Raw genomic sequence first — 25,479 nt, 5'->3', positions numbered from 1 at the left:
GATCTCGCGCCGGCGTGACCGATTCACCGGCCCTCGAGATCCTCCAGCGTTTTGCCCTTGGTGTCGGAGGACAGGAGCGTGGCTATGGCCGAGACGACGCAGATGCCGAGCGTGGTCAGGCCGATGACCATGGGGATGTTCGTTGATCCAGGGGGAGCAATCGCGGTGAACAGGCTCGGGAAGAACGATGCGATCATGAGGCCGATGTTTTGTGAGACCGCGAAACCTGTTACCCGCATGCGCATGGGGAACTGCTCTTGGAAGAACGTGGCAAAGGTGGCGTTCCACATCTGGAAGAGGATGCCTTGCACGATCACAACGCAGATGAAGACGAGGGGGAGGCTTCGCTGTTCGATCGCCCACAGGTACCCCATGGTCAGCAATCCGCCGGCGATCCCGCCAGCGACCATCAGTGCCCGCCGGCCGACCCGGTCGGACAACGCACCGAAGACCGGTATGGTCACAACCGCGGCGACGTTGGCGGCCATGGTTACCCACAGGAACTCGCTGCTGGAGAAGCCGATGCCGTAGCCCTTCTGCGTCGCGAAGGACACGCCGAAGATGAGGGTGGCCATGCCGATAACGTTGGTGAACGTCATGACGATGCATCGGACCAGAACCCATGGGTGGGTGCGCAGGAGGTCCAGGAGAGGGAATCGGCGCTTGGCACTTACGTCCTCGGACTGGGCCAGGTAAGCCGGAGGCTCCTGAACGCGGCGCCGGATGACGTACCCCGCCACAATCACCACTGCGCTGAGCAGGAACGGCAGTCGCCAGCCCCATGAATGGAACTCTTCATCAGGAAGTAGCGCGGCGAGCGGAATCAGGACGGCTGTGGCGAGGATGGAGCCCACCTGCGTGCCTTGAAGGCTGAAGCTCGCGAAGAAGCCGCGCTTGGCATCGGGGGAGTGTTCGACGATCATCGCGCTCGCACCACCGAGTTCACCCGCGACGGCGAACCCTTGGATCAAACGGAGCACAACCAAAAGGACAGGAGCAAGAAGCCCGACCTGTCCGTAGGTGGGCAGTAGCCCGACGGCAAAGGTGGCGAAACCCATGAGCAGCATCGCGAAGACGAGCACCTTCTTGCGCCCGTGCCTGTCACCGTAGGCGCCCAGGACCACAGCGCCGAGCGGGCGGGAGACGTAGCCGACGGCGTAGGTGGCCAGCGAGGCGATGATGGCCACAGTGGGATTTTCGGTTGGGAAGAAGATGGTGGGAAAGAGAAGTGTTGCAGCCAGGGAGTACAGGGCGAAGTCGTAGTACTCCAGCGCACTTCCGATCCAGCCGCTCATCGCGGCCTTCTTCGGGTCCTTGCTGCGGATGGCCTCGTCGTGGGTGGAGGAAGTATGCCTCCGGTGCGTGACGGTCATGTCGCTGAAACTCCTTTGTCGTCGTTGGCAAGGAACAAACTCTTCCAATCCAAGACTGAAAATTCGGTGCTCATTCAGCGTGAGGAAGGTTACATCTTGAATCGATTCATTAAGAATAGAAGGTGTCCTGGAATACGTCAAAGCAGGACATGTCCTGCCAGACTGGACGAATGTTTCCCCGTTCAGAGAAAGCGCGCACCGCGTCCCACTACGAAGGCCCCCAGGCGTCGGGCGGCGCGGGACGACACCTCGCCATGAGGCTCGACGACGGGTGGCTGAGGCTCCAGACGCGAATCGCCATTCGGCGTGGACATGTAGAGACCGTCATCCCCTACACGGGATACGGCTCGACGTCCTGGGTACGGGTGCTGGCACGCGTTGTCCGCAGCGACCCGCGGGACAGTGGCGCCAAGACGGGTTCACGGAAGCCGTTGAAAGAGGGAATGCGCGGGTGGCGCAACTTCACAAGCGCACCTGTGGCACACGCTGCCGTGAAGGTGACCATCGCGGGCACCGTCCACGAGGTCGAAGCCGACCGAGGAGGTGTGGTGGACGCGCGTATTCCTGTTGCCCTCGACGCCGGCTGGCATACCGTAGCCCTTCAATCCGGGGAATCCCGGACGGTCGAGGCCCCCGTGGTGGTCGTCGCGGACGATGCCGGGTTCGGCGTCGTGTCCGACATTGACGACACCGTGATGGTGACGGCGCTGCCACGCCCGTTCCTGGCGGCCTGGAACACGTTCGTCCTGGACGAGCACGCAAGGACTCCCACGCCGGGCATGGCTGTGCTGTATGAACGGATCATCAGGACGGCGCCCGAGGCCCCTGTGCTGTACCTGTCGACTGGAGCATGGAACGTCGCCCCCACACTTTCACGGTTCCTGTCCCGGAATTTGTACCCCGCAGGTCCCAAGCTTCTGACCGACTGGGGCCCTACCCAGGACCGCTGGTTCCGCAGCGGCCGGGAGCACAAGAGCACGTCCCTGGAGCGCCTCGCGGATGAATTCCCCGGTATCAAGTGGCTGCTGGTGGGCGACGACGGACAGCACGACGAAGCCATCTACTCCGAGTTTGCCCAGCGCCATCCGGAAAATGTCAGGGCCATCGCCATTCGCCAACTCTCTGTCGGCGAAGCAGTACTCGCGGGCGGTCGGTCGAAGTCCGGCGTCGAGCCAACGCCGGGCATCCCCTGGATTTATGCCCCGGACGGCGCCGGAATGTCTGCCCAGCTGGAGCAGTTGGGCATCATCCAAGGCAGCGACATCCAAGGCAGCGACCCGGCCGGCGAAACGGACTGAGACGACCGCTGGGCCACGTCGATGAACGCGGGGTTCGCGTGGCGATGTGAGGCCCGTTTTGCGCCCCGGAGAACACTCGTGGAGCGCCAAGCGGGCCACACAAGTGGCTAGAACAGCGGGATCTGCACTTCCTTGATCCACTCGCCCCGGCGGAAGTCGCGAGCCTTTACTACCACGCAGTCGTAGTAGGCCTCCACCTGCAGGCCACTGGCTTCGCGGCCATCGAGAGCGCGCTCGCCGCCGGCACCGTTGTCCTCCCAAAGGGTTTGGACGGCCCCGGTGTTGATGACCTGGAAACCCTGCAGGTTGCCGGTACCGGGAACCGTCCGGCGGACTTCCCAATCGGCCAGTTGCAGGGCCCAGTGGGTGTGGGCCGTGAAGACGAAGACGTTCTTGTACTTGCCCAGGATGCCCAGCAGCCGGTCAACCTGCAGGTAGTCCTTCTTGTAGAGGTTGTTGCGGGTGCCGGAGACCGTGTCCGGGAACGGGTGGTGGGTAAACACCATGACAGGCTGGCCGCGATCAGCCCAGTAGGCCAGGCGCTGCTCGAACCACGTGATCTGCTCTTCGCTGAACCAGACCTCGTCCCACAAGGTGGTGTCGTGGTAGTGCATGTACTTCTCGGTACCAAGGATCAGCCCGGGCACGCCGCCGAGGTCGATTTCGGTGTAGACCTTGTCGCGGCCGGTGAAGGTGAAAAAGCTCTGGAACAGCGAGGCTTCCGTGGTGCCGTTGGGCCACGTGGCCTGGGCGAGCGTGCTGGGGCTGGAGTACTTGGGAACGTAAAACTCGTGATTGCCGATGCCCCAGTGGACGTTGCCGGCGTGGATGTTGGCGTCGAGGACCTTGCGCACAGCCTCATACTCAAAGTCGTAGCCGCGCGGGGTGATGTCGCCGTTGACCACCAGGCCGGCGCTCCGCGTGCTGGGGTTGGTCTCTTCTATGTCCTTGAGCGCCAGATCAAAATCACCGAGGTCGCCCTGGATGTCGCTGATGACAGTGAATACGGTGGCTGTGCCGGAGGGGCGGTTGCTGCCGTGCCCGTTTCCCGTTGCCTGCGCGGGCGTTGCGACGGCGGCTGTGGCGCCGATGGTGGCCAGGCCGGCGATGGAGGCTGCGATCGCAGAGCGGCGGTTGGGGGTAAACATGATGGAACCTTTCACTCAAAAGGGCGTGTTGACCCTCAGAATGTAGAGACATCAGATGAATGGCGTGCGAATGTCCGGTGACCAACTTGTCATGACAAGTTGGTCTTTTGGTGGCCTGACGCTGACAGAAAACGGCGCGCACGCCCGGTTTGGCCGCTGTAACGGCGGGCGATCGGAAGCCGGCGAACTGCCGGCCAACTGGTGGCGGACTGCCCCGCGCGCCAAACCTTCCGGGAAGCTGCTGCCCAGCTCCGCCGCGGTGGGCCGCCCAAGCAAAGTGCCGTCGTCGGACGTCTTTAGCCGTTTGCTGAGATGATGTGCGTGCCGTTCTGACGGAGATCGCTGAGAGTCTGATCGCTTTCGGGGGCATCCGTGATGATTCCCGCGATGTCGTCGATGGGCAAGACCTTATAGCGGGACGCAACACCGATCTTTTCGGTGCTGGCCAGGACGTAGGTGTCGGCTGCCCGGCCAGCCAGGGCGCGCTTCATGGCCGCCTCTTCTACGTCCCCTGTTGTGAGTCCCTCGGACGAGTGAACGCCTGTCACTCCCAAGAGAAAGAGGTCTGCCGAGATTGTCTGCGCCATTTCGACCGCCGCCGCGCCGCACGTAACGGCCGAATGTTTGAACAAGCGGCCTCCGAGAAGGAAAACGTCGATTCCCTCATGCGACACGAGCGCGGCCGCGATGGTGGGGCTGTGCGTGATGACCGTGCACTGCAGGTCAGGCGCAAGGGCGCCGACGACGGACAGCGTGGTGGTGCCGCCGTCGAGGATTACCGTGCTGCCAGGTTCGATCAAACGCGCAGCACGCTTGGCAACTCTATCCTTGCTTTCCGGCTGAAGGCTGCCGCGGGCGGCGTAATCGGCAATCGCCGGGGAGGCCGGCAGCGCTCCGCCATAAACGCGCTGGCAGAGGCCTGCGGCCGCGAGCTCCCTCAGATCGCGTCGAACGCTGTCGTTGGACAACCCCAGTTCGGTGGCTATTTCCTTCGCAACGAGTTTTCCGTCTTCGGCGAGACGAGTGAGGAGCAGTGCGTGGCGCTCTGCGGCAAGCATTCGCATTCCTTCCGGCTTGTGCACGTTTCTGCACTATTCTAGCGCTATGACTAGTTTTCAGAAGGCGTTGCCTGGCCGGCCTGGCATGGAGATCCCTGATAGCCGGGGACGTAGCGGACTGGACGCAGCTGGCAGGGGACTTCGCCGGAATCCGGATGTTGAGATTACCGGGGTTGAAGTCACCTCGGATGGGTGGCATGTCCTGCGCCGAACCACCTACACCTACCGTCGGCGCGATGGCCAACGCGTAGTGGAACAGCGGGAAACCTACGACCGTGGAAATGGTGCCACGGTCCTGGTCTACGATCCTCTTCGCAGGACCGTCCTGCTGACGCGCCAGTTTCGATTCCCGGCATACGTCAATGGGCACGTTGACGGCATGCTCGTGGAAGCAGCTGCCGGCCTCCTCGACGACGATGCGCCCGATGATGCGATCCGCAGGGAAGCCATGGAAGAACTTGGTGTCACGGTGGGGGAACTGCGGCACGTATTCGATCTCTACATGAGTCCCGGATCCGTCACCGAGCGGGTCCATTTCTACGTCGCCGCCTTCGCTGCGACGGACAAGATCGGCCCCGGTGGCGGACTTGTCGATGACGGGGAAGATATCGAAGTTCTCGAGGTCCCCTTTGAAGAAGCGCTTGCCATGATCTCCGACGGCAGGATCGTCGATGGTAAAACGGTCATTCTTCTTCAGTGGGCGGCTATTGCGCAGCTGATGTGAGTACCTCCCCGCATGTCTTAGGCTGGTGTGGCATTTGAAGGGGGAACAATGCTTGATACGTACAGCTTGAAGTTGGCACTGGGTGTGGTCACCTTGACCCTGTGTTGCCTGTTTTTCGGGTCGTTCAGGCGTTCACAGTCCGCCTACACCGGTTGGTGGTGCCTGGCCTTGGCGTTCTGGCTCTTTGGAAACGGCGCGTTCATGCTGGCCGGTACTCCGCACCAGATGTGGGCAAACCCTTTGGGCAACGCACTGCTGGTCGGCGGCGCCTTTTGCGTCTGGGCAGGGACACGCTCCTTGCGGTTGCTGACGACGCCGTGGTGGCAGTTGGCAGCCGCCCCGACGCTGACCGCCTGTGCGGCCATACTGGGAGACCCGGCAGAGAATGCCTGGTCCGGCGGCCTGGTCTATTTGGCCATGATGGGGGCGGGCATGGCGCTGGCGGCACGCGAGCTGGCATTGCTGAAGCGCACCGAATCCACAGCACACCGGCCCCTGCAACTCGCTGCAATCGTGCTGGTGGGATACTTCCTTGCCCGGGGTGCTGTCTACGTGGTGGATGGTCCCCATGGGCAGGGTTTCCGCACCTATTTCAGCCCCTCGGTGACGTGCATTTTGCTGATCGTCTTGTTGATCATTGTGTCCTTCAGCATGACCGAACTCAGCAACAAACAGCTGATCAGCTCGCTCACCGAACGCGCCACCCAAGACGGGTTGACCGGTCTCCTGAACCGTGAGGGTTTCACCGAGCTCGCAAATCGTGAACTTCGCAGGCTGCGGGGTGCCGGCTCGGTGACCGCCTTGATTCTGGCCGATCTGGACCACTTTAAGACCATCAACGATACGTACGGTCACGCGGCCGGTGACGCCGCCATCCGTGCTTTCGCGAAAGCGAGCGTCGCCTCGGTCCGCAGCACGGACTTAGTGGGCCGCTACGGCGGTGAGGAATTCATCATCCTCCTTACCGGCGTCGACCATTTCCGGGCTCAGAGCATCACCACCGAAATCAGCCGCCGGCTGTCGGAAATGACTCCCGTCCATGGAACGGCTTTCCCGACCGTAAGCTACGGCATCGCCTGCGGTGCGGGAATGCATGACGAACTCGCGCCAATGATCGCCGAGGCCGACGCCGCCCTCTATAAGGCGAAGGCCGCTGGACGGAACCGCGCCGTCAGTACCACCCCGGACCTGGAAGTACTCCACGCGCCGCAATCGAGCAGTTATGGAGAAGTCGCCGAGACGCGCACGTCGTAGCGTTGGGACTATCACTTAGATACTCAAGGGGAGAGGCATTGCCATGACGGACACCGAAAACACGGCCACCAAGGAAAAGTCCTACGACGGATTCACGGATGACGAACGCGCCGCAATGAAGGAACGCGCGCAGGAACTCAAGAAGAGTGCGCGCAAGAAGTCCACAGGTTCCAAGGTGGACGGAGAAGCTGACGTGCTCGCCAAGATCGATGAGATGCCGGAAGCTGACAAAGCCTTGGCCACACGCCTCCACGCGATCGTCAAGGAGCACGCGCCCGAACTCACGCCCAAGACCTGGTACGGAATGCCTGCCTACGCCAAGGACGGCAAGAACATCGTCTTCTTCCAGAGCTCGCACAAGTTCAAGGCGCGGTACGCCACCATCGGCTTCGAAGAAAACGCCAAGCTCGACGACGGAGAGATGTGGCCCACCGCTTTCGCCCTGACCGAACTCACCCCGGACGTGGAAGCCAGGATCATCGAACTCATCAAGAGGGCAATCGGCTAGGAACTGGAGCACGACGGCGGCGGGTCACGCGGGGTTCCTCTGAAACCCTGGCGTGGCCCGCCGTCGAACGTCACAATGCTCACCCAAGTGCCTCAGCTGGGCGGCTGGCTCGGATCATGGGTGGGGTCCGGGTGCGGGGGCATGGGCCCTGGATCGGGGACCGGCAACGGACCGGGCATCGGATTCGGATCGGGCGTGGGCGGTGGGAACGGCGTTGTGGGGTCCGGCGGCGGCGGCACGGGCCCCGGGTCCGGCGGGAACGGTTCAGGTTCGGGACGTGGAGGAAGAGTCATGATCTGTCCTTCAATGTTTCGGTCTCTGCCGCAGCTTAGACTTCGGGGCGCCGTTCAACGATGGTGTCGGGAGCGGTCCGACGTTCGATGACGGTGTCGGTGCGCCGCGTCCGCGACGACATGATGATGGAGACCACCAAGCCCAGCAGGCCGACGACCATCAGGATGTAACCGATCAGGACTTGATCGACGAACGGGATGATTCCCGGCGCCAGTGCAAAGGCCAGAATTGCTCCGATTGCTATCAGTGCGATGGATGAACCAATTCTCATTACGTGCTCCTCACGTGGGGTCGGGCGGTTGTGGCGGTAGCCGATCGCCCGGATATTCCTCAGCATACTTATGAGTTTGTCGTGACGTCCAGAGGGTGTGCGGGGAACTGAGCCGGGTATAGCATCGAACGAATAGCCAATACATCCGATGTTTCCGCTTCGGGCGAAGAATCCAAGGAGCTCCCTCGTGACCACCACACCGGACCATTCTGCGCCGAAAATCCTGGCTCCGACCCCTGCCCAACTCCGGTGGCAGCAGCTCGAATTTGGCGTGTTCATACACTTCGGCATCAATACCTTCGCCGGCAAGGAATGGAGCGACGGCACTCTCCCGGCAGCGGACTTCAACCCCACAGCGCTCGACGCCGGCAGCTGGGTCCGCGTGGCAAGGGAGGCCGGTGCGAAGTACTTGATACTCACTGCCAAACACCACGACGGCTTCTGCCTCTGGCCTTCGGCGACCACCGACTATTCAGTAGCGTCTTCGCCGTGGCGCGGCGGACAAGGCGACGTTGTACGTGAAGTCGCCGAGGCATGTAGTGAACAGGGGATCGGCTTGGGCCTCTACCTTTCGCCGTGGGACCGCAACGCCGACTGCTACAGCGACCCGGCCGCTTACGACGACTTCTACATCCAGCAACTCACGGAGTTGTGCACCCAATACGGGCCGCTCATGGAGCTGTGGTTTGACGGCGCGGGTTCGGTAGGGCGCGAGTACAACTGGGACCGAATCATCGCCGTTGTTAACGAACACCAGCCTGATGCCATGATCTTCAACATGGGCCGGCCCACCATCCGCTGGGTGGGCAACGAGAACGGCCTCGCTACGGATCCCGTCAACTACGTCGTGGATCGCACGTCAGATACCCAGTACACCGACTCCAGCTCCGGGCTCGGAACCGCCCATTACTTGCCGCCGGAATGCGATGTCTCCATCCGCCGGGGCTGGTTCTGGCATCCGGACGACGAACCCAAGACCACCGAACACCTGCTTGCCATCTACTACCAATCGGTCGGAATGGGCGCGAACCTCCTCCTGAACCTCCCTCCTGACAACCGCGGGCTCATCCCGGAGGCAGACCAAAAGACACTCCTGGGATGGAAAGCGGAGTTGGATCGTCGCCTTTCCGGGCGGGTTGAGGCGACGCTGGAAAATCACGACGGCGGAGCCACCTTGAGCTTCCCCGCCCAAGTCACGTTCAACCAGATTGAGCTCGTGGAGGACCTGGCGAGCGGGCAACGGATCACGCGACACAGCATCGCCTTGCACGGTATCGCCAGTGCGGGCAACGAACTCGTGGAAGCGTTGACTGTCGGTAACCGTCGGATCCACCAGATTCCTGTTGTCACCTCAAATCGGTTGCACGTGAAACATTCCGGCGCTGGGGCCAGACTGGCATCGGCCTCGGTTTACACGGGTGCTCTGGACGCAGGAATTCCGCAGATTCCAGAGGGCTACGAGGCACCCACGGACGCGCCGGATTAGCTGTTTGGTTCGCGAGGACGGCCCGACGTTATTTTGTCGGTGCCTGCTGGGAGAGTGTGGGAATGGAGCAGAAACAGGAAAGGCAAGCGGGTGGTGCGGCAGCGTCTGTGGCTTCCCGCGCGCAGGTCGCTGCTCCCGACGCTCCCAGGACTCCTGAGACCTCCGGGTTTCCTGAGACTCCCGAGGCTCCTGGGTGTGGTTTCTCCTTGCACGATCCTGCCGGCGCGGGTTCTGCCTTGCTTGGCGCTGACGCCGGCGCCAGTGTCTCCACCGGCACGGTGTGTGCTGATCTGATCGATCAGTTGCGGGTGTTGGAGGACATGAAGTCGGCCATTTCCGGGCTGCAAGCCAAAATCGCTGTCGCGTTCGATCTTGCACGCCGCCAGGAACAGGCCGAACGGGGTGTCCCGGCCGCGGAACGAGGCAACGGGGCCGCCGCCGAGGTGGCGTTGGCCCGGCGGGAATCGCCCACCAAGGGCTCCCGGCTCCTGGGGCTGGCCAAGGCCCTGGTCACCGAGATGCCGCGCACCATGGCCGCCCTGGACACCGGCCAGCTCAACGAATGGCGGGCCACCTTGCTCGTGAAGGAAACAGCCTGCCTCTCCGCTGAGGACCGGGCCGCGGTGGATGAAGAACTGGCCCCGGACACTGGGACCTTCACCGGCTCCGGGGACCGGGCCATCATCGCCGCAGCCAAAGCCGCCGCGTACCGGCGTGATCCACGCTCGGTCACCCAGCGCGCCAGCCACGCCGCGAGCGAGCGGCGGGTGAGCCTCCGTCCGGCACCGGACACCATGACCCTCCTGACCGCCCTGCTCCCGGTCGCCCAAGGCGTCGCCGCGTACGCCGCGCTCACCCGTGCCGCCGATACCGCCCGCTCCACCGGGGACCCCCGCGCCCGGGGACAGGTCATGGCCGATACCCTGGTCCAACGCGTCACCGGCACGGCCGCCGGGATCTCCGGGGTCGAAGTCCAACTCGTGATGACCGACCGGACCCTCTTCCAAGGCGACAGCGAACCAGCCCGCCTCAAGGGCTACGGCACCGTCCCGGCCCAATGGGCCAGAACCCTCATCGGCGCCCAAGACACAGCAACAGCAACAGGGTATGAACCCGCGGCAACCCAGGGGTCCTCGCCAGGCCAGGGGTCCGCGGCAACCCACAAGTCCGCGCCAGACCAGGAGCCCTCGCCAGCCCAGGGGTCCTCGCCAACCCACGAACCGTCGCCGCCCCAGCCTGACTTCGGGGTCTGGGTCAGACGGCTCTACACCGCCCCGGACAGCGGCGAGCTGCTGGCCATGGACTCCAAGGCCCGGATCTTCCCTCCGCGGATGAGGCGCTTCATCGAAGCCCGCGACGACACCTGCCGCACCCCCTACTGCGACGCGCCCATCCGGCACATCGACCACATCGTCCCCTGGCGCTCCGGCGGACCCACCACCCTGGCCAACGGCGCCGGACTCTGCGAAGCGTGCAACCACACCAAAGAAAACCACGGCTGGAGCACCACAACCACGCCCGCGAGCCGGCACACCCTGGAAGTCCGCACCCCCACCGGACACACCTACCACTCCAAAGCCCCACCCCTGCCAGGGCATCGACCCTCCAGAACGTAGTCGCCCGCGGCCCTAAAACCCGCGGTCCTGAAGCCTAAAACCCGCGGTCCTGAAAGTAGTCGCCTGGCGACGCGGATCGGGCCTGCAAAAAAACTTTCAAAAAATTCCGTACCTCGCGTAACCCTTTGGCGTACCCCAACGATTACCTCTTTGAAAGGGCCGAGCTGGAATTTGTCCCCCATCATGTTCCAGCTCGGTTCTTCTTTCTTTTCGGAGACTTTTCGCAGGGTGGTCGCGGTCTCTTGGGGTGGGCTATGAGAGCAGATACCCTAGGTGGGGTTGTCCGTCGAGCAAAGGCGGATGCCCGGCTCACTCGGGCCGCGGACCTGCTGCCGATCGAAAGTCTCTTCTGTGACCGACGCATTGACCGATGAAGCGCTGCATGCGCTCCGGGGCAATAACGCGCAGTTGTTCAGCGCCGTCTACCAGGCCTACGCGGGCGCGGTTCTTGGCTATCTGACGGCGAAGGGTGTCACAGATCCCGAGGCGGTCACGCAGGATGTCTTTCTTGCCGTGTTGCCCCGGCTGGATGGCATCAGCGGAGGTGCAGCCGGACTCCGGACCTTCGTGTTTTCGGTAGCCCATGCGCGCATGGTGGATGAGCACAGGAAACAAAGCCGGACGCCTGAACACCACGAGTTCGAGCCTGAGCGCGACACCCGCGAGTCGAGCTCAGCGGAAGCGGAAGCCATGGGATTGTTGGCGCCGCGCGAGGTCCGGAAGCTTCTGGACTTGGTGGGTGAGGACCAGCGCGAGGTCCTGACACTCCGGATCGTGGCCGGCCTGACGGTTGAGCAAGTTGCCAGCATCATGGGGAAAAGCGCCGGCGCGGTGAAGCAGCTGCAACGGCGGGCATTATTAACGCTCCGTGAGGACTCGGCAGTAAAGGAATATGTGTCGTCATGACATCCAGGGACTGTGAACGCGAGACGATCGTTGACGAGCTGCTGCTCGACGCCGATCTCGCTGACGCGACCGACGTCCGGCACGCGCTCCTCTCGCTGGGTTCGTTCGCCACGCTTCCGGCACCCGCTCCCGGCGCGGAGTTGGCTGCCATGCTGACCGGCCCGCACGATGAGCTCACCAAGCGCCGCTGGCAGCGCAAGCACCGTACCGCCGTCGTGGGTTTTGCTGTTGTTGCTGCCATGGGACTGGGCGTGAGTGGCGTTGCTGCGGCGAGTTCCGGTTTTACCCGGAACCCCGACTTCATAGACCAACTGCTGGGGAACTGGGCTCCGCAGTGGAAAACGGCACCATCGGTACTGCCGTCCCCGGACGCACCGAAAGTCAGCACCGAGCCGGCACCCGCCGTTGACCCTGCGGCGGTTCCGCAGGACGCCCAGCTGTCGGTCAGCGCCGAGGCTGCAGTGCCGGCCCAGCCAGATATGCCGGCTGAGCCAGCGACGCCCGCCCAGCCAGGGATGCCGGCCCAGCCAGGGGCACCTGCCCAGGAAGCAGCAGCCAAGCCGTCGCCGAATACGGCTGACCAAGTCACTCCATCCAAGCCCGTTGACGTCAAACCGGAACACGCAACAAAGGTCAAGCCCACGCCTTCGCCGACCGTACCTGCTGCTGCCAAGCCGGGCACGGAGCATAAGAAGCCTCCCCGCACGCTGCCGTCACTGACTGACAAGAAGACTGACAAGGAATCGCAGGCTCTCCTGGACAAGCTCAAGCAGTGGCTAAAGCACTGACGCACGCGTGCCTGCGCCGATTGGTGCAGAAAATTCGGCTAGTAGGCTGCGAAGGCAGTGGGAGTAGGCTTGGGGCATGAAGCATGCCAACGATCCGGCCCTTGTTGAGCGATTGATGCGAACAAAAGGTGCTTGGGCCATTGTGGGTCTCAGCACCAACGAATGGCGTTCCGCCTACGAGGTCGCGCTGTATGTCCGGGACAAGATGGGCATGGAAATCATCCCCATCAACCTCAAGGGCGAGGACGTTCACGGAGAGAAGGGCTACAAGTCCTTGGCCGATATTCCCGCGGAAAAGCACCCGATCGACGTCGTGGAATGCTTCGTCAACTCGCATCGCGTGGGCGCGGTGATCGACCAAGCAATCGCCGTCGGAGCCAAGGCCGTGTGGCTGCAACTGGGCGTGTTTGACGACGCCGCCGTGAAGCGCGCCAAGGACGCAGGACTCGATGTCATAGAAAACGCGTGCCCGGCGCGCGAAGGGTGGCACTACGGACTGTGATTCCTCTGCTAGCCTGCAGCTGAATCATTGTTTGAGTCTTGGGGGACAGCCATGTGCGGCGACCATCCTGCGGTGCCCGTTTCCACACCCAGCAGGCGCACTGCTTTTGGCGTCCTGGGGGCCTCGGTTTTGGCCGGTCTCAGCGCCTGCGCGGCTCCTTCCAGCGTCCGTCCGGACGGTACGACGTCGGAGCTGCCGCCCGCTTCGGCGTCTGCGTCGCCCGGGGTGCCCGGAGCGAACGGTGCGCTGTCGGTCGGGGGAGAGGTACCGCCGTCGTCCGCTGCTCCGGCTCCAACGCCCACAGCCACCAAGCGGATCCGCCGCACTTTCATCCCTGACTACCAACTGCCGCCCATCGTCGGCGGCCTGGCTCCGGTGATCACCAAGATCGAAACGAAGCATCCGGTGGTGTTCCTGACCATCGACGATGGGAATATCAAAACGCCGGAGTCGGTCAAGCTCATGGCCGAGTACGATTACCCGGCGAGCCTCTTCCTGACCAGGGACACGATCGCCGACAACCCCGCGTTCTTCGACGCATTCAAAGCCCAGGGCAGCTTGGTGGAAAACCACACGGTCACGCACAACATCAACATGGTGCGGCAGTGGGGATACCAGCAGCAGCTCAACGACATGGTGGGCATGCAAGAGTACGCGTTCCAGCACTACGGGCGGCGGCCCACGCTGTTCCGTCCGCCGGGAGGCGCCTATTCCAACGCCATGCGCCAGGCTGTCGCGGCCGCCGGCATGAAGGCGATCGTCACGTGGGAGGCCAAGGCGAACGCCGGGAAGATGGACTACCAGGTGGGCAACTCCCTGCGCCCGGGCGACATCGTGCTGATGCATTTCCGGGCCGAGTTCGCCGCGGACCTCGCAGCATTCCGAGCAGCCCAACTTGCTGCCGGACTTGAAGTGGTGCTGCTGGAGGATTTCTTGGGCGTGGCCTAGGCGCTTGGCCCCCCAGTAGGCTCGCTGCATGGACGTTTCCCAACTCCGCGAGATCTGCCTGGGCTTTCCCGGTGCCTTCGAGGACTTCCCGTTCGGCCCGGAAACCTCCGTGTTCAAGGTTCGCGCGGCCGTCGCCGGTGGGACCAAACACGAGGCCAAGCTGTTTGCGCTCTCCGCGATGGATCCTGACAACTGGTCGGTGAGCCTGAAGTGTGAGCCCGCCCTGGCAGAGCAGCTCAGGGCGGCCCACCCGGAGATCACGGGCGCTTGGCACATGAACAAGACCCACTGGAACGGCGTCCGCCTTGATGGTGCCCTGCCCGACGACATGGTCCGGGACATGGTGGAGGATTCCTATGACCTGGTGGTGGCCACGCTCAGCCGCAAGCAACAGGAACAGCTTGGCTGGGCCCGCCTCACGCAAGAACCCAAGGCCTGAAACGCCGTTCTGACACGCCCTCGCACCCTCTCCCGTGGCCGCTTCCATGGGACTAGATTGAGAGTGCATGCCAACGGGCCACAGCTGCGAGCTGATCAGGAGCGGGTAGATGCTGGAGCAGGACACACTGGATCACTTGTGGAACTTCGGCGACCCGGCGGGGTCCGAGGCCGTGTTCCGCGCAGCCATGACCGAGGAAACCTACGACGCCGATGAGCGGGCCGAGCTTGCAACGCAGCTTGGGCGGGCCATCGGTTTGCAGGGTCGCTTCGAAGAAGCCGACGCCCTCCTGGACAACATCGACGACGACGAGCCAACCGTTGGCGTCCGCATCCTCCTGGAGCGCGGCAGGGTTTTGAACGCGGACGGACGAGCGGCAATGGCAGTTCCGCTGCTCGAGCAGGCGGCCGAGCTCGCGGACCATCTTGGTGAGGAATTCCTGGCCGTGGACGCGCTCCAGATGCTCGCGCTCGCGGATGCTGAACATGCGGAGACGTGGACTCGAAGTGCCCTCGAATACGCCTCCACGGCGCATCATGAGCGAACCAAGCAGTGGATGATTGCTTTGCACGCAAATCTTGGCTGGTTACTGCACGGTAAAAACCGCTTCACCGAGGCCCTCGTGGAGTTCCAATTGGCCGAACAATGGGCGGAACGACTGGGAACTGAGCGGGATAGGGTCCTTGCCCGGGAAGCGATTACCGAGTGTGGGAAGGCCCTTGCCGAGGGTCCTTAGAAAGATCACGCTTTGACAAATGTTGATCGAAAGTACCGAGAAATATTGATTTTCGATCATTCGTGGTGAAGTATGTCACACGAAGGTTGGTGCTGCCAGAGCGCCGGCCCAGACTGTCTGACTGAACGGCCACCTGCCGCAACAGTCGACACTACGAGTCACTGGAGGGTTTAGAAATGAACGTTCAGCACCAGTCCCTTGGCCGCCGCGGATTCCTGCGCGGAGCACTCGCAGCAGCGGTGCTTGTCCCCATGGGCGGAACCATCGCTTCCTGTGCTGCGGGCGGTGGCACCACTACCACCGGTCCCACGGGAACCGTCTCCGATACCAACCCGTTCGGCATGGCTGACAAGTCAACCGTTGACGCGGTGATCTTCAAGGGCGGCTACGGCATCGACTACGTCGATTTCGCGGGCAAGGCTTTCGAAAAGGCCCACTCGGGTTCCACCGCCAAGATTGCTCCGTCCACGGATATCGCGCAGGAGCTCCAGCCGCGCTTCGTCGGTGGCAACCCGCCGGACCTGATCGACAACTCCGGTGCCAAGTCCATTGGCTTCAGTACCATCCTGGCCCAGCTTGAGGACCTCACCAGTGTTGTCGAGGCCAAGAACCTCGAGGGCAAGGTCATCAAGGACACCCTCTACACGGGCGTGCTCGCTCCCGGGACCTTCGAGGGCAAGCTGGCCGCGCTGAACTATGTCCTCACGGTCTACGCCATGTGGTACTCAGACTCCCTGCTCAAGGAAAACGGCTGGACCGTTCCCAAGACCTGGGACGAACTGTACGCGCTGGGTGAGCAGGCCAAGGCCAAGGGCAAGTACCTGTTCCTCTGGGGCAAGGAAGCCGCCACGTACTACCAGGAGATGGCGATCGCCTCTGCCATCAAGGAGGGCGGCGACGAAGTCCGTCTGTCCTTGGAGAACCTCAAGGCAGATTGCTGGTCGCACCCGGCCATCCAGTCGGTCTTCACCGCCCTGGACAAGATCGTCAAGGCCGGCTTCTTCAAGCCAGGCGGTTCCGGCACCCAGTTCACGGCCGCACAGGCGCAGTGGAGCAACGCCCAGGAGGCAGTGTTCTACCCGTCCGGATCGTGGATCGAAAACGAGATGAAGGACCAGACCAAGGCCGGCTTCAACATGACCGGCGCTCCGGTCCCTTCGGTCAGCGCCAGCCCCAAGATGCCGTATGCGTCGCTGCACAGTGCGGCCGGCGAGCCGTTCATCGTCCCGTCCCAAGGCAAGAACGTTGCCGGCGGCAAGGAACTGCTCCGCGTGATGCTCTCCAAGGAAGCCGCAACGAACTTCGCCAAGACCAAGTTGGCTCCCACCATCGTCAAGGACACTGTTCCGGCCGATGGCTTCGGCTCCACCGCGCTGGTGTCCCAGACCAAGCTGCTGGGCGATGCCGGCGAGAACATCTACACCTGGAACTTCATTGACCTTTACGGCACCAACAAGGACCAGCTGGTCGTCTGGAACACCTTCCTGGACGGCAAGTCGGACGTCGCAACCCTGACGTCCGCCCTTCAGAACATCACCGACAAGGTCCGCAACGACAGCTCGGTCAAGAAGATTGAAGTGAAGTGACCGTAGTGAAAACAAAGCAGAGCCGGAACGACGACGGCCTGGCCGCCGTCGTTCCGGCCATGGCTCCACCGCTGGTGGTCAGGCGACGGCGCAAGCCGCTGACATGGGACAAGGTCAGCTTCTTCGCCGTGTTCCTTGGACTTCCCCTGGCGATCTACCTCTTGTTCGTGATCTGGCCGTTCATCCAAGCGTTCCAGTACTCCCTGACCGACTGGTCCGGGTTCTCGCCCAATCCGAATTTCATTGGCTTTGAGAACTACACACGGATCTTTACGGACGACATCTTCATGAAGGCCATGGGGAACAACATCCTCCTGGTGATCTTCCTGCCCATCATCACCATCATCCTGAGCCTGGTGCTCGCCACCTTGGTGACTGTTGGCGGAAGCAGCAAAGGCCAGATCAAGGGCCTGCGGAACTCCAGCTTCTACCGCGTGGTCTCGTTCTTCCCGTACACCATTCCCGCAATCGCCATCGGCATCATGTGGGGCCAGATCTACGATCCCTCCGGCGGCCTGCTGAACGGCATCCTGACTGGCCTGGGCTTTGACCAATTCAAGGACTTTGCCTGGCTGGGTGACAAGAACACGGCCATGATCGCCACCATGTTCGTGATCGTTTGGGGCTTCGTTGGCTTCTACATGGTGCTCTTCGTCGCCGGCATCAAGGGCATTCCCGCCGAGTTGTTCGAAGCCGCAAGGATCGACGGCGCCGGACGCTTCCGTACCGCGGTGTCCATCACCATCCCGCTGATCCGGGACAACATCCAGACCGCCTACATTTACATGGGCATCCTGGCCCTGGACGCCTTCGTCTACATGGCGGCACTGAACTCCGGTGGCGGCCCGGACAACTCCACGCTGGTTATGGCACAACAGTTGTTCTTCACGGCCTTCAGCAAGGGCCAGTTCGGACTGGCAAGCGCCATGGGCGTTGTGCTGGCCATTACTACCCTGATCTTCTCCGGCCTGGTGTTCGTGGTTAACCGGCTCACTGGCGGCGACAAGGATGTGAGCAACTGATGACTGCAAGAGTCGTAACCCCGGAACGGAAGTCCTTGCACTTCCAACCGCGCACCCCGGCCACCACACCCGGTGACAAAGTGGTGGGCGCAATCTCGCACACAGCGCTGACCATATGGTCACTGATCGTGATCCTGCCGCTGCTGTGGACGTTCATGTCGTCCTTCAAGACGTCCAGCGAGATTTTTGCCTCGCCGTTCGCCCTGCCATCGGTGTGGCGCTTCGACAACTATGTCAAGGCGTGGACCGAGGCCGGCATTGGAAGCTACTTCCTGAACTCGGTGATCGTTGTCGGTTCGGCGCTGGTGATCGTCATGGTCCTTGGTGCCATGTGTGCCTACGTCCTGGCGCGCTACACCTTCCCGGGCAGCAAAGCCATCTACTACCTGATGCTCGCAGGGCTGACCTTCCCGATCTTCCTCGCCATGGTGCCGTTGTTCTTCGTCCTGAAGAACATCGGACTGCTGAACACCCTGCCGGGTTTGATCCTGGTGTACGTGGGCTTTGCGCTCCCGTTCACGGTGTTCTTCCTGTTCTCCTTCTTCAAGACGTTGCCGCACGAAATCACTGAAGCAGCGGCTCTCGATGGAGCCGGGGAGTGGCGGACCTTCTTCCAGGTCATGTTGCCGATGGCCAAGCCGGGCCTCGCTTCGGTTGCCATCTTCAACTTCCTGGGCCTGTGGAACCAGTTCCTCATTCCGGTGTCCATCAACGCCGCCGGCCCACGCGTCTTGTCCCAAGGCCTGGCAGCCTTCGCCGGCCAGATGGGTTACGCCGTGGACTTCGGTGCGCTGTTCGCAGCAGTGACCGTCACCGTCATCCCGGTGCTGATCGTCTACGTGATCTTCCAGCGCCAGCTGCAGGGTTCGGTGTCACAGGGAACCTCCAAGTAGCAAGCAACGCGGGGTCACTTACAGCCCATCCCAAGAGGATTTATGGGCCGTAAGTGACCCCGCGTTGCTTTAAGAGGGGGTTAGAACCGCCAAGGAATCTCCGCGTGGCCGAAATCGGAGAACGAGCCGAAGCGGCCAGCCTTGAACGCGAGCACTTCGCCGTCCCGGTCCCGGCACGTGGTGACCTGGCCGAAGAAGACCTGGTGATCTCCGACGTCGTACTGCTGCACCACTGTGCAGTCCGCCTGGGCGAGCGCGCCTTTAATGACCGGGAGGCCGTTCTCCGTCATGTCGAATTCGGCGTCGCCGAAGCGGTCCCCGCCGCGCACCGCGAACCGCCGCGCCAACGACTCCTGCTTGGCGCCGAGGATGGACACCGCGAACTTGCCGCTCTCGATCAGTGCCTCGCCTGTACGGGTACCGAAGTTCAGCGAGATCATGAGGATGGGCGGCTCCAGGCTGATGGAGGTCAGCGAGCTGATGGTCATCCCGTAGAGCTCATCCTCGTGCTTGGTGGTGACCACGGCGACGCCTGTGAGGAAGCGGCCCATGGCGCGGCGCATTCCCATGGCGTCGGGGACGGTGAAGAGCGGTGCGAGGCTCATGTCAGTTGCTCCGCTCGGCTGGTACGGAATCGGTGTAGTACCGGACCTCAAACATCTTGGCTCCATTCTCGGAAACCCATGGGCCGTGCTCCATTCCCGGGGGACGGGTTGCCCAGTCGCCGGCCTTGAAGGTCCTGCCGAGGCGCTGGTCCACAAACGAGCCCTCGAAAATGAAGACCTCTTCCCAGAAATCGTGCGTCAGGACGCCATTGGGGGAGGTGTCCGTCCCGGGCTCGAACTTGAGGATTCGGGTGACACTGTCGTTGTCCGAATCCCGGGCGAGGATGGCCTCGGACAGGCCCTCGATGTGCGGGTTGCAGGGTGCGAAGTCCACCGAAGATACGGGGGTGAACTCGAATTCCGGCTTTGCCATGGTCAGATCCCCTCCGATTCGGTGCTGCCGTCGATGCTGTAGGAACCCAGGAACGTGTCCAGCTCAGCCACCAAGGCGTCGTAGCCGTAGTTCCGGTAGGTATAGGCGCCGCGGACCACAAACGGAGCGCCGGCGTAGAACATCTCGTACTGCTGGTGGCGTCCCGCGAACTCGGAACCGATGATGTCCCAAGCAAGTTTGAAGAGCTTCACGCGCTCCTCGCTGGCGACACCGGGAGACTGGACGTAGCGTTCCATGTCCGGACGGGTCACGCTGCTGGTCATATCGGCGATGCTGGACGGCAACTGCAGGACGCCGCCACCCACGAGGTCGCGAAGGATCGAAATCACGCGCGGGTACGTCTCCGACTGCAGACCCATGGCCCCGTAAAGTGCGCTCTTCCCCGGAACCACCATGCCGGCGTCGTCGGTGGTTGCCGTGTACTCCGCAGCGAGGACTGCGGACTCAACGGACTGCACGATTGCGGCGAGTTCGCCGAGCTTTTCCTGCACACCGGGGATCTTGTCGGTGCCGTTCACCTGAGTGACCTTGCGGGCCACGGACGCGATGAACTTCAGCTTGGTGGAGAACCGGATCTGGGCCTGCCAGTTGCCCAGGGCGTGGGCGCCGGTGTCGAAGAACTGGCGGCGGAGGGTGTCGATGTTCCGGTTGATGAAGACTCGATCCCACGGGATGAGCACGTCGTCAAAGACCACCAGCGCGTCGGGCTCGTCGTAGTGGCTGGTGAGCGGGTAATCGAAATCGCTGGTCGCGGCCGGTGCAAACGGGCGGCGGCAGTAGAGCTTCAGGCCGTCGGTAGCCACCGGGATGGCGAAGCTGACGGCAAAGTCGACGTCGTCCGGGCCCAGTGGCTTGATGCAGGTGACGAAGACTTCGTCGGCGATCGCGGCACCTGTGGCGAGCATCTGCGAACCGCGGACAATGATGCCCTCCTCGGTTTCACGCACGACGCCGACCTGCAGGTATTCGCCCTCCCACCCGGACGCTGTGGTTGCGCGGGAAACCTGCGGGGGAATGATCGCGTAGGACAGGTACAGGTTTTCCGACAGGATTTTCTTGTAGTACCGCTCCACGTTGCCGGCGAAGTCCCTCTCGTCGTTCTTGAAGACATCCGCGTGGGATCCGAAGGCTGCAAAGAAGGTACCGACGTGGTCAGGGCTGCGGCCCACCCAGCCGTGCGTGTGCTTGGCCCACTTCTCGATTGCGTGGCGACGCAGGACGAGTTCTTCCTGGGTGCGGGGAGCGGCGAACGTGCGGTTGGCTGGTCCGTCGATCTCCTCCGAGTGGAACTGCATGCCGTTCGCGGGATCGGCTGCGATGTCGAACAGCTCGGACATGGTCTGGGCAACCTTGGCGAAAGCCGGGTGTTCCAGGACGTTGCCGACTACCTCGCCGTCGAGGATCACCGTCCGGCCGTCGTTCAGGGACTTCAAATACTGCTTACCGGTTCTCATCGAAGTGAGCCTTTCTTGATTTTGTAGTTATGTTCGATTGTCGTCCCATCCGGGAATGAGAGCTCCATCTTCCAGGTACTTCCGTCCACGAACTTTCCCTTCAGCAGCGGAAGCGTGCCCCCGAGGCACATGAAGTCAGCGTCACCGATGCCGGTCCGAGCCAAAAGACGCTCGACGACGTCTGCCGGCTTGCGCAGGCCGCTCAGCGAGCCTTCCTGGTACAGCTCGCCGTCCACCCACGAGCGTGCGGTGCACTCATCGAGGTCGAGGTTCTCCAAGGATTCGACGGCGATCACCTCACTGGAGACGGGTTTGGGGCAAGCCCGCTTGGAATCGCCAATGTCCTGCGCTTCAATGTCGCGGTCCGTGTGGTCCGAGCCGATGCCGAGGTAGTACTTGCCGTCGTGGCGGATGTACAAAGGCTCGATTTCGCCTGAGGTCAGGTTGTAACCCGTGTCGTGTTCGCCGGAGGTCTCGAACAGGTCCGAGTCCATCCGGTAGAACATGGGAACCTCCGGTGGCGGAGCTACGCCAATGGCGGCGAGCTCATCGATGTGGTGCTGCACTGCCTTCGGATCCCGGCCCGTGTAGCCGGCCACGACGCCGTGGAAATCCGAGACCACGATGGTCTTGTGGGTGCCCACCACCGTGAAGGTCAGTGGGACTTGTCTTGTTGTTTCCATTCCGTCTCCTGGTCTGGGTTTCAGTTGGCCTGGGTGTTCAAACAGTCAGCGTTTTCAAACGGTGAGGGTGTCGTAGGCCGCGAGGCGGTCACCGATCACCGGGAACTCTTCGCGGACGGCCTCCACCTGCTGCGGATCGATATCCACCATCAGTACGGCTTCTCCGGAGTCCGCTTCGGCCAGGACCTTGCCGGTGGGGTCCACTACCCGGCTGTGGCCACCGAGTTCCACGCCTTCCTGACTGCCGGCGGCGTTGCAGGCGATCACGAAAATCTGGTGCTCCAGGGCGCGGGCGGTGGTGAGCAGGCGCCAGTGTTCCCTGCGGGCTGCGGGCCACGCTGCTGGAACGATCACGATCCCGGCGCCGCGGGTACTCAGTTCCATCCACAGCCCGGGGAAGCGGAGGTCGTAGCAGGTGATGCCGGCAACGGCCCCGAACGGCAGGCGGACCACGGGCAATGACGAACCTGCCGTGAGCAGGCTGGCCTCCTTGGATTTGTAGCCGAACACGTGGATCTTGCGGTATGTGTGGACCACGTTGCCGTCCGGTCCCAACAGGATGGAGGTGTTGCTGAGCTGGCCGTCCTGGCCGGCCTCAATGATGCTGCCCACGTGCAGGTAGACACCCAGGTCTGCTGCCACCCGGGAGCACATGGACACCGTGGGACCACTGAGAGTCTCCGCCAGTGCTTCGTACTCATCGAAGTGGAAGTAGCCGGCGCTCCACAGTTCGGGGAGGACGATCAATTCGGCGCCGTTGATTCCGCGGAGGATGGCTTCGACCCGATTAATCCGGTCTTCGCGGGATTCGGAGTCCGGGCTGGCCACCTGGACGAGTGCGATTTTCATGCGTGTTCCTTACTTTCAGTGATGCGGCAATTTACGGTGTGGGTTCGTCCAGGTCGCTGAGCCGCAGGCCCTTGGTTTCCTTGGCGAACATCACCGAGACCATGGAGATCAGGCCCATGCCCGCCAGGTAGATGCCGATCGCATAGCCGGTGCCAAAAGCGCTGTAGAGGGCCAAAGCGATGATCGGGGACAGCGAGCCTGCAATGAGGGAGGCCAGGTTGTAGGCAACGGAGGTTCCCGTGTAGCGGACATCCGTGGGGAACAACTCTGAGAAGAAAGCGCCGATCACTGAGCTGTACGCTGCGAAGATCAGCAGGCCTCCCACAGCGGCGGCGATGATGCCCCAGGTCTGGCCGGTGTTCAGGAGTGCGAAGAACGCGAAGGCCCAGATGACGGTGGCTATGGAGGCGCCGATCATGATCGGCTTCCGGCCAACGCGGTCCGCGTAGAGGGCCAGGATGGGAATGGCGACAACGGCGACGCCTTGGCCGATCATGACGGCGGTAAGCCCGGTCTGCCGTTGCAGGCCCATGATCTGGGTGACGTAGGTGATGATGAACAGCGAGTAGATGTAGAAGCCTGCGTTTTCACCCATGCGGCTGCCCGTGGCAATGAGGATTTCGCGCCAGTTGCGACGGAACAAGATGGTGAGGGGCATCTTCCGTTCGTGGGAGGAGTCAGCCTCGCGCTTACGCTGTGCTTCCTTGAACAGCGGGGTTTCCTGCACGTAGAGGCGCAGGACCAGACCAATGATCACCAGCAATGCGGACAGGCCAAACGCAATGCGCCAGCCCCAGGCGAGGAACTCGCTTTCGGGCATGGTGGCGGCCAGGATTGCCAGAACGCCGGCGGCCATCAGGTTGCCCAGTGGTGGGCCCATGTTGGGCCACGACGCCCAGAAAGCCCGCCGTGCACTGTCGTTGCTGTGTTCGGATACGAGAAGGACGGCTCCGCCCCATTCGCCGCCCAAGGCAAATCCCTGGACCAACCGCAGGAACAGGAGCAGCAACGGTGCTGCGACGCCGATCGCTGCGTAAGCGGGAATGAAGGCGATCAGGGCCGTAGCTACGCCCATGAGCATGAGGCTTGCCACCAGCGTGGCGCGTCGGCCGTGCTTGTCGCCGAGGTGCCCCAGCACGATCGCGCCGAGAGGGCGGGCCAGGAACCCTGCGGCGAACGTGCCCAGGGCCAGCATGGTGCCAACCAGGGGATCGTCGGTGGGGAAGTAGAGCTTGTTGAAAACCAATGCTGCGGCAGTGCCGTAGAGAAAGAAGTCGTACCATTCGACGGCCGTGCCGGCCAGGCTCGAAGCAGCCACCACGGGCAGGCTGGAGTGCTTCTGCTGCCTCAGTTCTGCTTTCTTCAAATCGGTCATTGTGGGGATCCTTTGCGGTTGGGAGATGCTTTCCGGCGAATCGGGCGGCGGGGTCTCCCAAGAAATTGAGGGGTTCCAATGCGTGAGCGGAGTCACTGAACAACACTGTAGACGGGTTGTATACAACCTGTCTATATTTAACGAAAGATTCTTGAAATGGTCCGCGACATCCTGAATGCAACTCGTATACTGGGCTAGCGCGAGAAAGGCTCTCCATGATCCAGATGAATCCCACTGCCCAGTCGCAGCCTGAAGTGGCCTACCAGTGGATGAAAAGCTACATCGCCGCTTTGCCGCGGGAAGAGGAAACCTTTCTCAACGAGGCCGTTCTCGCCAAGACCACGGGCACATCCCGTACTCCCGTCCGTGAAGCCCTCCTCCGGCTGGAAGCGGAAGGATTCGTCAAGCGGATTCCCCACAAAGGGGCCTACGTTCCGCCCATTTCAGACCCCGATGTCCGGGCCATCCTCCAGGCCCGCGCTGTGGTGGAGAAGTGGGCAGTATCGTCAACGGAACCGCTGGACAGCCGGATCGACGCGTTCCAGGCGATCATTGACCAGCAGCACCAAGCCAAGGACGATCCCGCACGGTTCATCGAGTTGGACACCGAATTCCATACCCTGATGGTGCGCGCCGGCGGCAACCCCGTCCTTGCCGATTTCTACGCCTCACTCCGGCAAAAGCAACTCCGAATCGGTGTCAAAGCCGTCAGCCAGGGAACCGACCGCGCAGGCGACGTGCTCCGCGAACACCAACTGATTGTTGACGCCCTCCGCAGCCGCAGTGTCGAGGCTGCCCACCAGGCCATCGACGCCCATCTGGAATCGACCCGCCAAGCAGTCATCGGTTATTAGCCGACTCCGCTAGTCCTCGCTGTGCAGCTCCCGCTGCCGGGCACTCAGCAGCTCAAGCTCCGGCCTGGCAGCCACGAACCGTTCAACGGCGTCGAGCACGTCAATCAGGTGCGCGCGGTCAGGCGCCACGAGCGCAGCACCCAGCAAGGCGCGTCGGTGCTGGTCCTGAAGGCCAGTCTCGGCGGCCGAGACATCGAATCGCCGTTTGAGCTCAGCCACGAGGGGCCGCACGATGGAGCGCTTCTCCTTGAGGCTATGGACATCGCCCAGGAGGACGTCGAATTCGATCCAGCCGATCCACATGACCCCATTCTGTGTCTTGAGCCAATCTTGAGCCAATGCCGCACGCAGGTTGAGCACCGCTGGGCAAACTGGGAGAACAACCCGGATGTGCAGCAGCCAGGGAGGAGCAGCG

28 protein-coding genes are annotated in these 25,479 nt (G+C 62.6%); 16 read left to right on the top strand and 12 right to left on the bottom strand.

The window, feature by feature from the left end:
- Positions 1–23: 23 nt before the first annotated feature.
- The gene (locus ACIQC5_RS08270) at positions 24–1,373 is read right to left on the bottom strand and encodes an MFS transporter (RefSeq protein WP_400280366.1); all 1,350 of its coding nucleotides are present in this window, start codon (positions 1,371–1,373) and stop codon (positions 24–26) included.
- 170 nt (positions 1,374–1,543) lie between these two features.
- Between ACIQC5_RS08270 and ACIQC5_RS08265 the strand changes: the two genes are divergently transcribed.
- Positions 1,544–2,671 carry an App1 family protein gene (locus tag ACIQC5_RS08265; protein ID WP_400280364.1) on the top strand — a complete coding sequence of 376 codons (1,128 nt, stop codon included), beginning with the start codon at positions 1,544–1,546 and terminating at the stop codon, positions 2,669–2,671.
- 107 nt (positions 2,672–2,778) lie between these two features.
- Here ACIQC5_RS08265 and ACIQC5_RS08260 read toward each other — a convergent pair whose 3' ends face one another.
- Positions 2,779–3,819, bottom strand: coding sequence for a metallophosphoesterase family protein (locus ACIQC5_RS08260; RefSeq protein ID WP_400280362.1), 1,041 nt, complete (start codon positions 3,817–3,819; stop codon positions 2,779–2,781).
- 296 nt (positions 3,820–4,115) lie between these two features.
- The gene (locus ACIQC5_RS08255) at positions 4,116–4,877 is read right to left on the bottom strand and encodes a DeoR/GlpR family DNA-binding transcription regulator (protein WP_400280360.1); all 762 of its coding nucleotides are present in this window, start codon (positions 4,875–4,877) and stop codon (positions 4,116–4,118) included.
- Between the two features lie 46 nt (positions 4,878–4,923).
- Here ACIQC5_RS08255 and ACIQC5_RS08250 point away from each other — a divergent pair, with 46 nt between their 5' ends.
- From ACIQC5_RS08250 to ACIQC5_RS08240, 3 genes are read left to right on the top strand one after another with little or no spacing between them, the layout of a single operon-like run.
- Complete coding sequence (locus tag ACIQC5_RS08250; RefSeq protein WP_400280358.1) at positions 4,924–5,601, top strand: NUDIX domain-containing protein; 678 nt, start codon at positions 4,924–4,926, stop codon at positions 5,599–5,601.
- Positions 5,602–5,649: 48 nt separating this feature from the next.
- Positions 5,650–6,855: a GGDEF domain-containing protein gene (locus tag ACIQC5_RS08245; protein ID WP_400280356.1), complete on the top strand. Its 1,206-nt coding sequence runs from the start codon at positions 5,650–5,652 to the stop codon at positions 6,853–6,855.
- Between the two features lie 43 nt (positions 6,856–6,898).
- Positions 6,899–7,363, top strand: coding sequence for an iron chaperone (locus tag ACIQC5_RS08240; protein WP_400280354.1), 465 nt, complete (start codon positions 6,899–6,901; stop codon positions 7,361–7,363).
- 92 nt (positions 7,364–7,455) lie between these two features.
- Here the strand turns inward: ACIQC5_RS08240 and ACIQC5_RS08235 are convergent, their stop codons facing one another.
- Both ACIQC5_RS08235 and ACIQC5_RS08230 read right to left on the bottom strand, forming a co-directional pair.
- Complete coding sequence (locus ACIQC5_RS08235) at positions 7,456–7,656, bottom strand: hypothetical protein (RefSeq protein ID WP_400280352.1); 201 nt, start codon at positions 7,654–7,656, stop codon at positions 7,456–7,458.
- A gap of 35 nt (positions 7,657–7,691) precedes the next feature.
- A complete protein-coding gene (locus ACIQC5_RS08230; protein ID WP_400280350.1) occupies positions 7,692–7,928 on the bottom strand; it encodes a DUF6458 family protein in 237 nt (78 codons plus the stop codon).
- A gap of 187 nt (positions 7,929–8,115) precedes the next feature.
- On the opposite strand from ACIQC5_RS08230, the gene ACIQC5_RS08225 reads away from it, so the two are divergent.
- From ACIQC5_RS08225 to ACIQC5_RS08175, 11 genes are all read left to right on the top strand, one after another.
- Positions 8,116–9,414, top strand: a complete 1,299-nt coding sequence (locus ACIQC5_RS08225) for an alpha-L-fucosidase (protein ID WP_400280348.1) — start codon at positions 8,116–8,118, stop codon at positions 9,412–9,414.
- A 62-nt stretch (positions 9,415–9,476) separates the two neighbouring features.
- Positions 9,477–11,030: a DUF222 domain-containing protein gene (locus ACIQC5_RS08220; RefSeq protein WP_400280346.1), complete on the top strand. Its 1,554-nt coding sequence runs from the start codon at positions 9,477–9,479 to the stop codon at positions 11,028–11,030.
- Between the two features lie 351 nt (positions 11,031–11,381).
- Entirely contained in the window at positions 11,382–11,936 is a 555-nt protein-coding gene (locus ACIQC5_RS08215; RefSeq protein ID WP_400280344.1) for an RNA polymerase sigma factor, read from the top strand.
- Positions 11,933–12,724 carry a hypothetical protein gene (locus ACIQC5_RS08210; RefSeq protein WP_400280342.1) on the top strand — a complete coding sequence of 264 codons (792 nt, stop codon included), beginning with the start codon at positions 11,933–11,935 and terminating at the stop codon, positions 12,722–12,724. Before ACIQC5_RS08215 ends, ACIQC5_RS08210 begins: the two co-directional genes overlap by 4 nt.
- 76 nt (positions 12,725–12,800) lie before the next feature.
- Positions 12,801–13,226, top strand: coding sequence for a CoA-binding protein (locus ACIQC5_RS08205; protein WP_400280340.1), 426 nt, complete (start codon positions 12,801–12,803; stop codon positions 13,224–13,226).
- Between the two features lie 72 nt (positions 13,227–13,298).
- On the top strand, positions 13,299–14,174 hold the full coding sequence (locus tag ACIQC5_RS08200) for a polysaccharide deacetylase family protein (RefSeq protein ID WP_400280338.1): 876 nt from the start codon (positions 13,299–13,301) through the stop codon (positions 14,172–14,174).
- A 28-nt stretch (positions 14,175–14,202) separates the two neighbouring features.
- Positions 14,203–14,613 carry an MmcQ/YjbR family DNA-binding protein gene (locus ACIQC5_RS08195; protein ID WP_400280336.1) on the top strand — a complete coding sequence of 137 codons (411 nt, stop codon included), beginning with the start codon at positions 14,203–14,205 and terminating at the stop codon, positions 14,611–14,613.
- A gap of 109 nt (positions 14,614–14,722) precedes the next feature.
- Positions 14,723–15,349 (top strand): hypothetical protein, encoded by a 627-nt coding sequence (locus ACIQC5_RS08190; RefSeq protein WP_400280334.1) that lies wholly within the window; start codon positions 14,723–14,725, stop codon positions 15,347–15,349.
- Between the two features lie 176 nt (positions 15,350–15,525).
- Complete coding sequence (ngcE, locus tag ACIQC5_RS08185) at positions 15,526–16,935, top strand: N-acetylglucosamine/diacetylchitobiose ABC transporter substrate-binding protein (RefSeq protein ID WP_400280332.1); 1,410 nt, start codon at positions 15,526–15,528, stop codon at positions 16,933–16,935.
- Positions 16,936–16,940: 5 nt separating this feature from the next.
- Complete coding sequence (locus ACIQC5_RS08180; protein ID WP_400280330.1) at positions 16,941–17,957, top strand: carbohydrate ABC transporter permease; 1,017 nt, start codon at positions 16,941–16,943, stop codon at positions 17,955–17,957.
- Positions 17,957–18,850, top strand: a complete 894-nt coding sequence (locus tag ACIQC5_RS08175) for a carbohydrate ABC transporter permease (RefSeq protein WP_400280328.1) — start codon at positions 17,957–17,959, stop codon at positions 18,848–18,850. Before ACIQC5_RS08180 ends, ACIQC5_RS08175 begins: the two co-directional genes overlap by 1 nt.
- A gap of 80 nt (positions 18,851–18,930) precedes the next feature.
- Here ACIQC5_RS08175 and ACIQC5_RS08170 read toward each other — a convergent pair whose 3' ends face one another.
- The 6 genes from ACIQC5_RS08170 to ACIQC5_RS08145 are packed head-to-tail and all read right to left on the bottom strand — an operon-like array spanning position 18,931 to position 24,210.
- Complete coding sequence (locus tag ACIQC5_RS08170; RefSeq protein ID WP_400280326.1) at positions 18,931–19,455, bottom strand: flavin reductase family protein; 525 nt, start codon at positions 19,453–19,455, stop codon at positions 18,931–18,933.
- Between the two features lies 1 nt (position 19,456).
- Positions 19,457–19,828: a cupin domain-containing protein gene (locus tag ACIQC5_RS08165; RefSeq protein ID WP_400280324.1), complete on the bottom strand. Its 372-nt coding sequence runs from the start codon at positions 19,826–19,828 to the stop codon at positions 19,457–19,459.
- 2 nt (positions 19,829–19,830) lie between these two features.
- A complete protein-coding gene (locus ACIQC5_RS08160) occupies positions 19,831–21,303 on the bottom strand; it encodes a 4-hydroxyphenylacetate 3-hydroxylase family protein (protein ID WP_400280322.1) in 1,473 nt (490 codons plus the stop codon).
- Entirely contained in the window at positions 21,300–21,986 is a 687-nt protein-coding gene (locus ACIQC5_RS08155) for a DUF2848 family protein (RefSeq protein ID WP_400280320.1), read from the bottom strand. The genes ACIQC5_RS08160 and ACIQC5_RS08155 overlap by 4 nt, the downstream gene beginning before the upstream one ends.
- A gap of 54 nt (positions 21,987–22,040) precedes the next feature.
- Complete coding sequence (locus tag ACIQC5_RS08150; RefSeq protein ID WP_400280318.1) at positions 22,041–22,835, bottom strand: carbon-nitrogen family hydrolase; 795 nt, start codon at positions 22,833–22,835, stop codon at positions 22,041–22,043.
- Positions 22,836–22,866: 31 nt separating this feature from the next.
- Complete coding sequence (locus tag ACIQC5_RS08145; protein ID WP_400280316.1) at positions 22,867–24,210, bottom strand: MFS transporter; 1,344 nt, start codon at positions 24,208–24,210, stop codon at positions 22,867–22,869.
- Between the two features lie 215 nt (positions 24,211–24,425).
- Here ACIQC5_RS08145 and ACIQC5_RS08140 point away from each other — a divergent pair, with 215 nt between their 5' ends.
- Positions 24,426–25,064 carry a GntR family transcriptional regulator gene (locus ACIQC5_RS08140; RefSeq protein WP_400280314.1) on the top strand — a complete coding sequence of 213 codons (639 nt, stop codon included), beginning with the start codon at positions 24,426–24,428 and terminating at the stop codon, positions 25,062–25,064.
- A 9-nt stretch (positions 25,065–25,073) separates the two neighbouring features.
- Here ACIQC5_RS08140 and ACIQC5_RS08135 read toward each other — a convergent pair whose 3' ends face one another.
- Entirely contained in the window at positions 25,074–25,367 is a 294-nt protein-coding gene (locus ACIQC5_RS08135; protein ID WP_400280312.1) for a DUF503 domain-containing protein, read from the bottom strand.
- Positions 25,368–25,479 lie beyond the last annotated feature (112 nt).

The organism is Paenarthrobacter sp. NPDC092416 (genome assembly GCF_044755025.1).
Lineage (GTDB): Bacteria > Actinomycetota > Actinomycetes > Actinomycetales > Micrococcaceae > Arthrobacter.
This window is presented reverse-complemented; position numbering and strand designations above follow the sequence as displayed.

What these genes read in the sequence shown, in the direction of transcription:
- ACIQC5_RS08160 (WP_400280322.1), bottom strand. Translation starts at nt 21,303, where the DNA reads ATGAGAACCGGTAAGCAGTATTTGAAGTCCCTGAACGACGGCCGGACG.
- ACIQC5_RS08255 (WP_400280360.1), bottom strand. Translation starts at nt 4,877, where the DNA reads ATGCTTGCCGCAGAGCGCCACGCACTGCTCCTCACTCGTCTCGCCGAA.
- ACIQC5_RS08205 (WP_400280340.1), top strand. Translation starts at nt 12,801, where the DNA reads ATGAAGCATGCCAACGATCCGGCCCTTGTTGAGCGATTGATGCGAACA.
- ACIQC5_RS08245 (WP_400280356.1), top strand. Translation starts at nt 5,650, where the DNA reads ATGCTTGATACGTACAGCTTGAAGTTGGCACTGGGTGTGGTCACCTTG.
- ACIQC5_RS08250 (WP_400280358.1), top strand. Translation starts at nt 4,924, where the DNA reads ATGACTAGTTTTCAGAAGGCGTTGCCTGGCCGGCCTGGCATGGAGATC.
- ACIQC5_RS08190 (WP_400280334.1), top strand. Translation starts at nt 14,723, where the DNA reads ATGCTGGAGCAGGACACACTGGATCACTTGTGGAACTTCGGCGACCCG.
- ACIQC5_RS08170 (WP_400280326.1), bottom strand. Translation starts at nt 19,455, where the DNA reads ATGAGCCTCGCACCGCTCTTCACCGTCCCCGACGCCATGGGAATGCGC.
- ACIQC5_RS08220 (WP_400280346.1), top strand. Translation starts at nt 9,477, where the DNA reads ATGGAGCAGAAACAGGAAAGGCAAGCGGGTGGTGCGGCAGCGTCTGTG.
- ACIQC5_RS08210 (WP_400280342.1), top strand. Translation starts at nt 11,933, where the DNA reads ATGACATCCAGGGACTGTGAACGCGAGACGATCGTTGACGAGCTGCTG.
- ACIQC5_RS08175 (WP_400280328.1), top strand. Translation starts at nt 17,957, where the DNA reads ATGACTGCAAGAGTCGTAACCCCGGAACGGAAGTCCTTGCACTTCCAA.
- ACIQC5_RS08265 (WP_400280364.1), top strand. Translation starts at nt 1,544, where the DNA reads ATGTTTCCCCGTTCAGAGAAAGCGCGCACCGCGTCCCACTACGAAGGC.
- ACIQC5_RS08145 (WP_400280316.1), bottom strand. Translation starts at nt 24,210, where the DNA reads ATGACCGATTTGAAGAAAGCAGAACTGAGGCAGCAGAAGCACTCCAGC.
- ACIQC5_RS08240 (WP_400280354.1), top strand. Translation starts at nt 6,899, where the DNA reads ATGACGGACACCGAAAACACGGCCACCAAGGAAAAGTCCTACGACGGA.
- ACIQC5_RS08135 (WP_400280312.1), bottom strand. Translation starts at nt 25,367, where the DNA reads ATGTGGATCGGCTGGATCGAATTCGACGTCCTCCTGGGCGATGTCCAT.
- ngcE (WP_400280332.1), top strand. Translation starts at nt 15,526, where the DNA reads ATGAACGTTCAGCACCAGTCCCTTGGCCGCCGCGGATTCCTGCGCGGA.
- ACIQC5_RS08155 (WP_400280320.1), bottom strand. Translation starts at nt 21,986, where the DNA reads ATGGAAACAACAAGACAAGTCCCACTGACCTTCACGGTGGTGGGCACC.
- ACIQC5_RS08230 (WP_400280350.1), bottom strand. Translation starts at nt 7,928, where the DNA reads ATGAGAATTGGTTCATCCATCGCACTGATAGCAATCGGAGCAATTCTG.
- ACIQC5_RS08195 (WP_400280336.1), top strand. Translation starts at nt 14,203, where the DNA reads ATGGACGTTTCCCAACTCCGCGAGATCTGCCTGGGCTTTCCCGGTGCC.
- ACIQC5_RS08165 (WP_400280324.1), bottom strand. Translation starts at nt 19,828, where the DNA reads ATGGCAAAGCCGGAATTCGAGTTCACCCCCGTATCTTCGGTGGACTTC.
- ACIQC5_RS08270 (WP_400280366.1), bottom strand. Translation starts at nt 1,373, where the DNA reads ATGACCGTCACGCACCGGAGGCATACTTCCTCCACCCACGACGAGGCC.
- ACIQC5_RS08150 (WP_400280318.1), bottom strand. Translation starts at nt 22,835, where the DNA reads ATGAAAATCGCACTCGTCCAGGTGGCCAGCCCGGACTCCGAATCCCGC.
- ACIQC5_RS08235 (WP_400280352.1), bottom strand. Translation starts at nt 7,656, where the DNA reads ATGACTCTTCCTCCACGTCCCGAACCTGAACCGTTCCCGCCGGACCCG.
- ACIQC5_RS08260 (WP_400280362.1), bottom strand. Translation starts at nt 3,819, where the DNA reads ATGTTTACCCCCAACCGCCGCTCTGCGATCGCAGCCTCCATCGCCGGC.
- ACIQC5_RS08140 (WP_400280314.1), top strand. Translation starts at nt 24,426, where the DNA reads ATGATCCAGATGAATCCCACTGCCCAGTCGCAGCCTGAAGTGGCCTAC.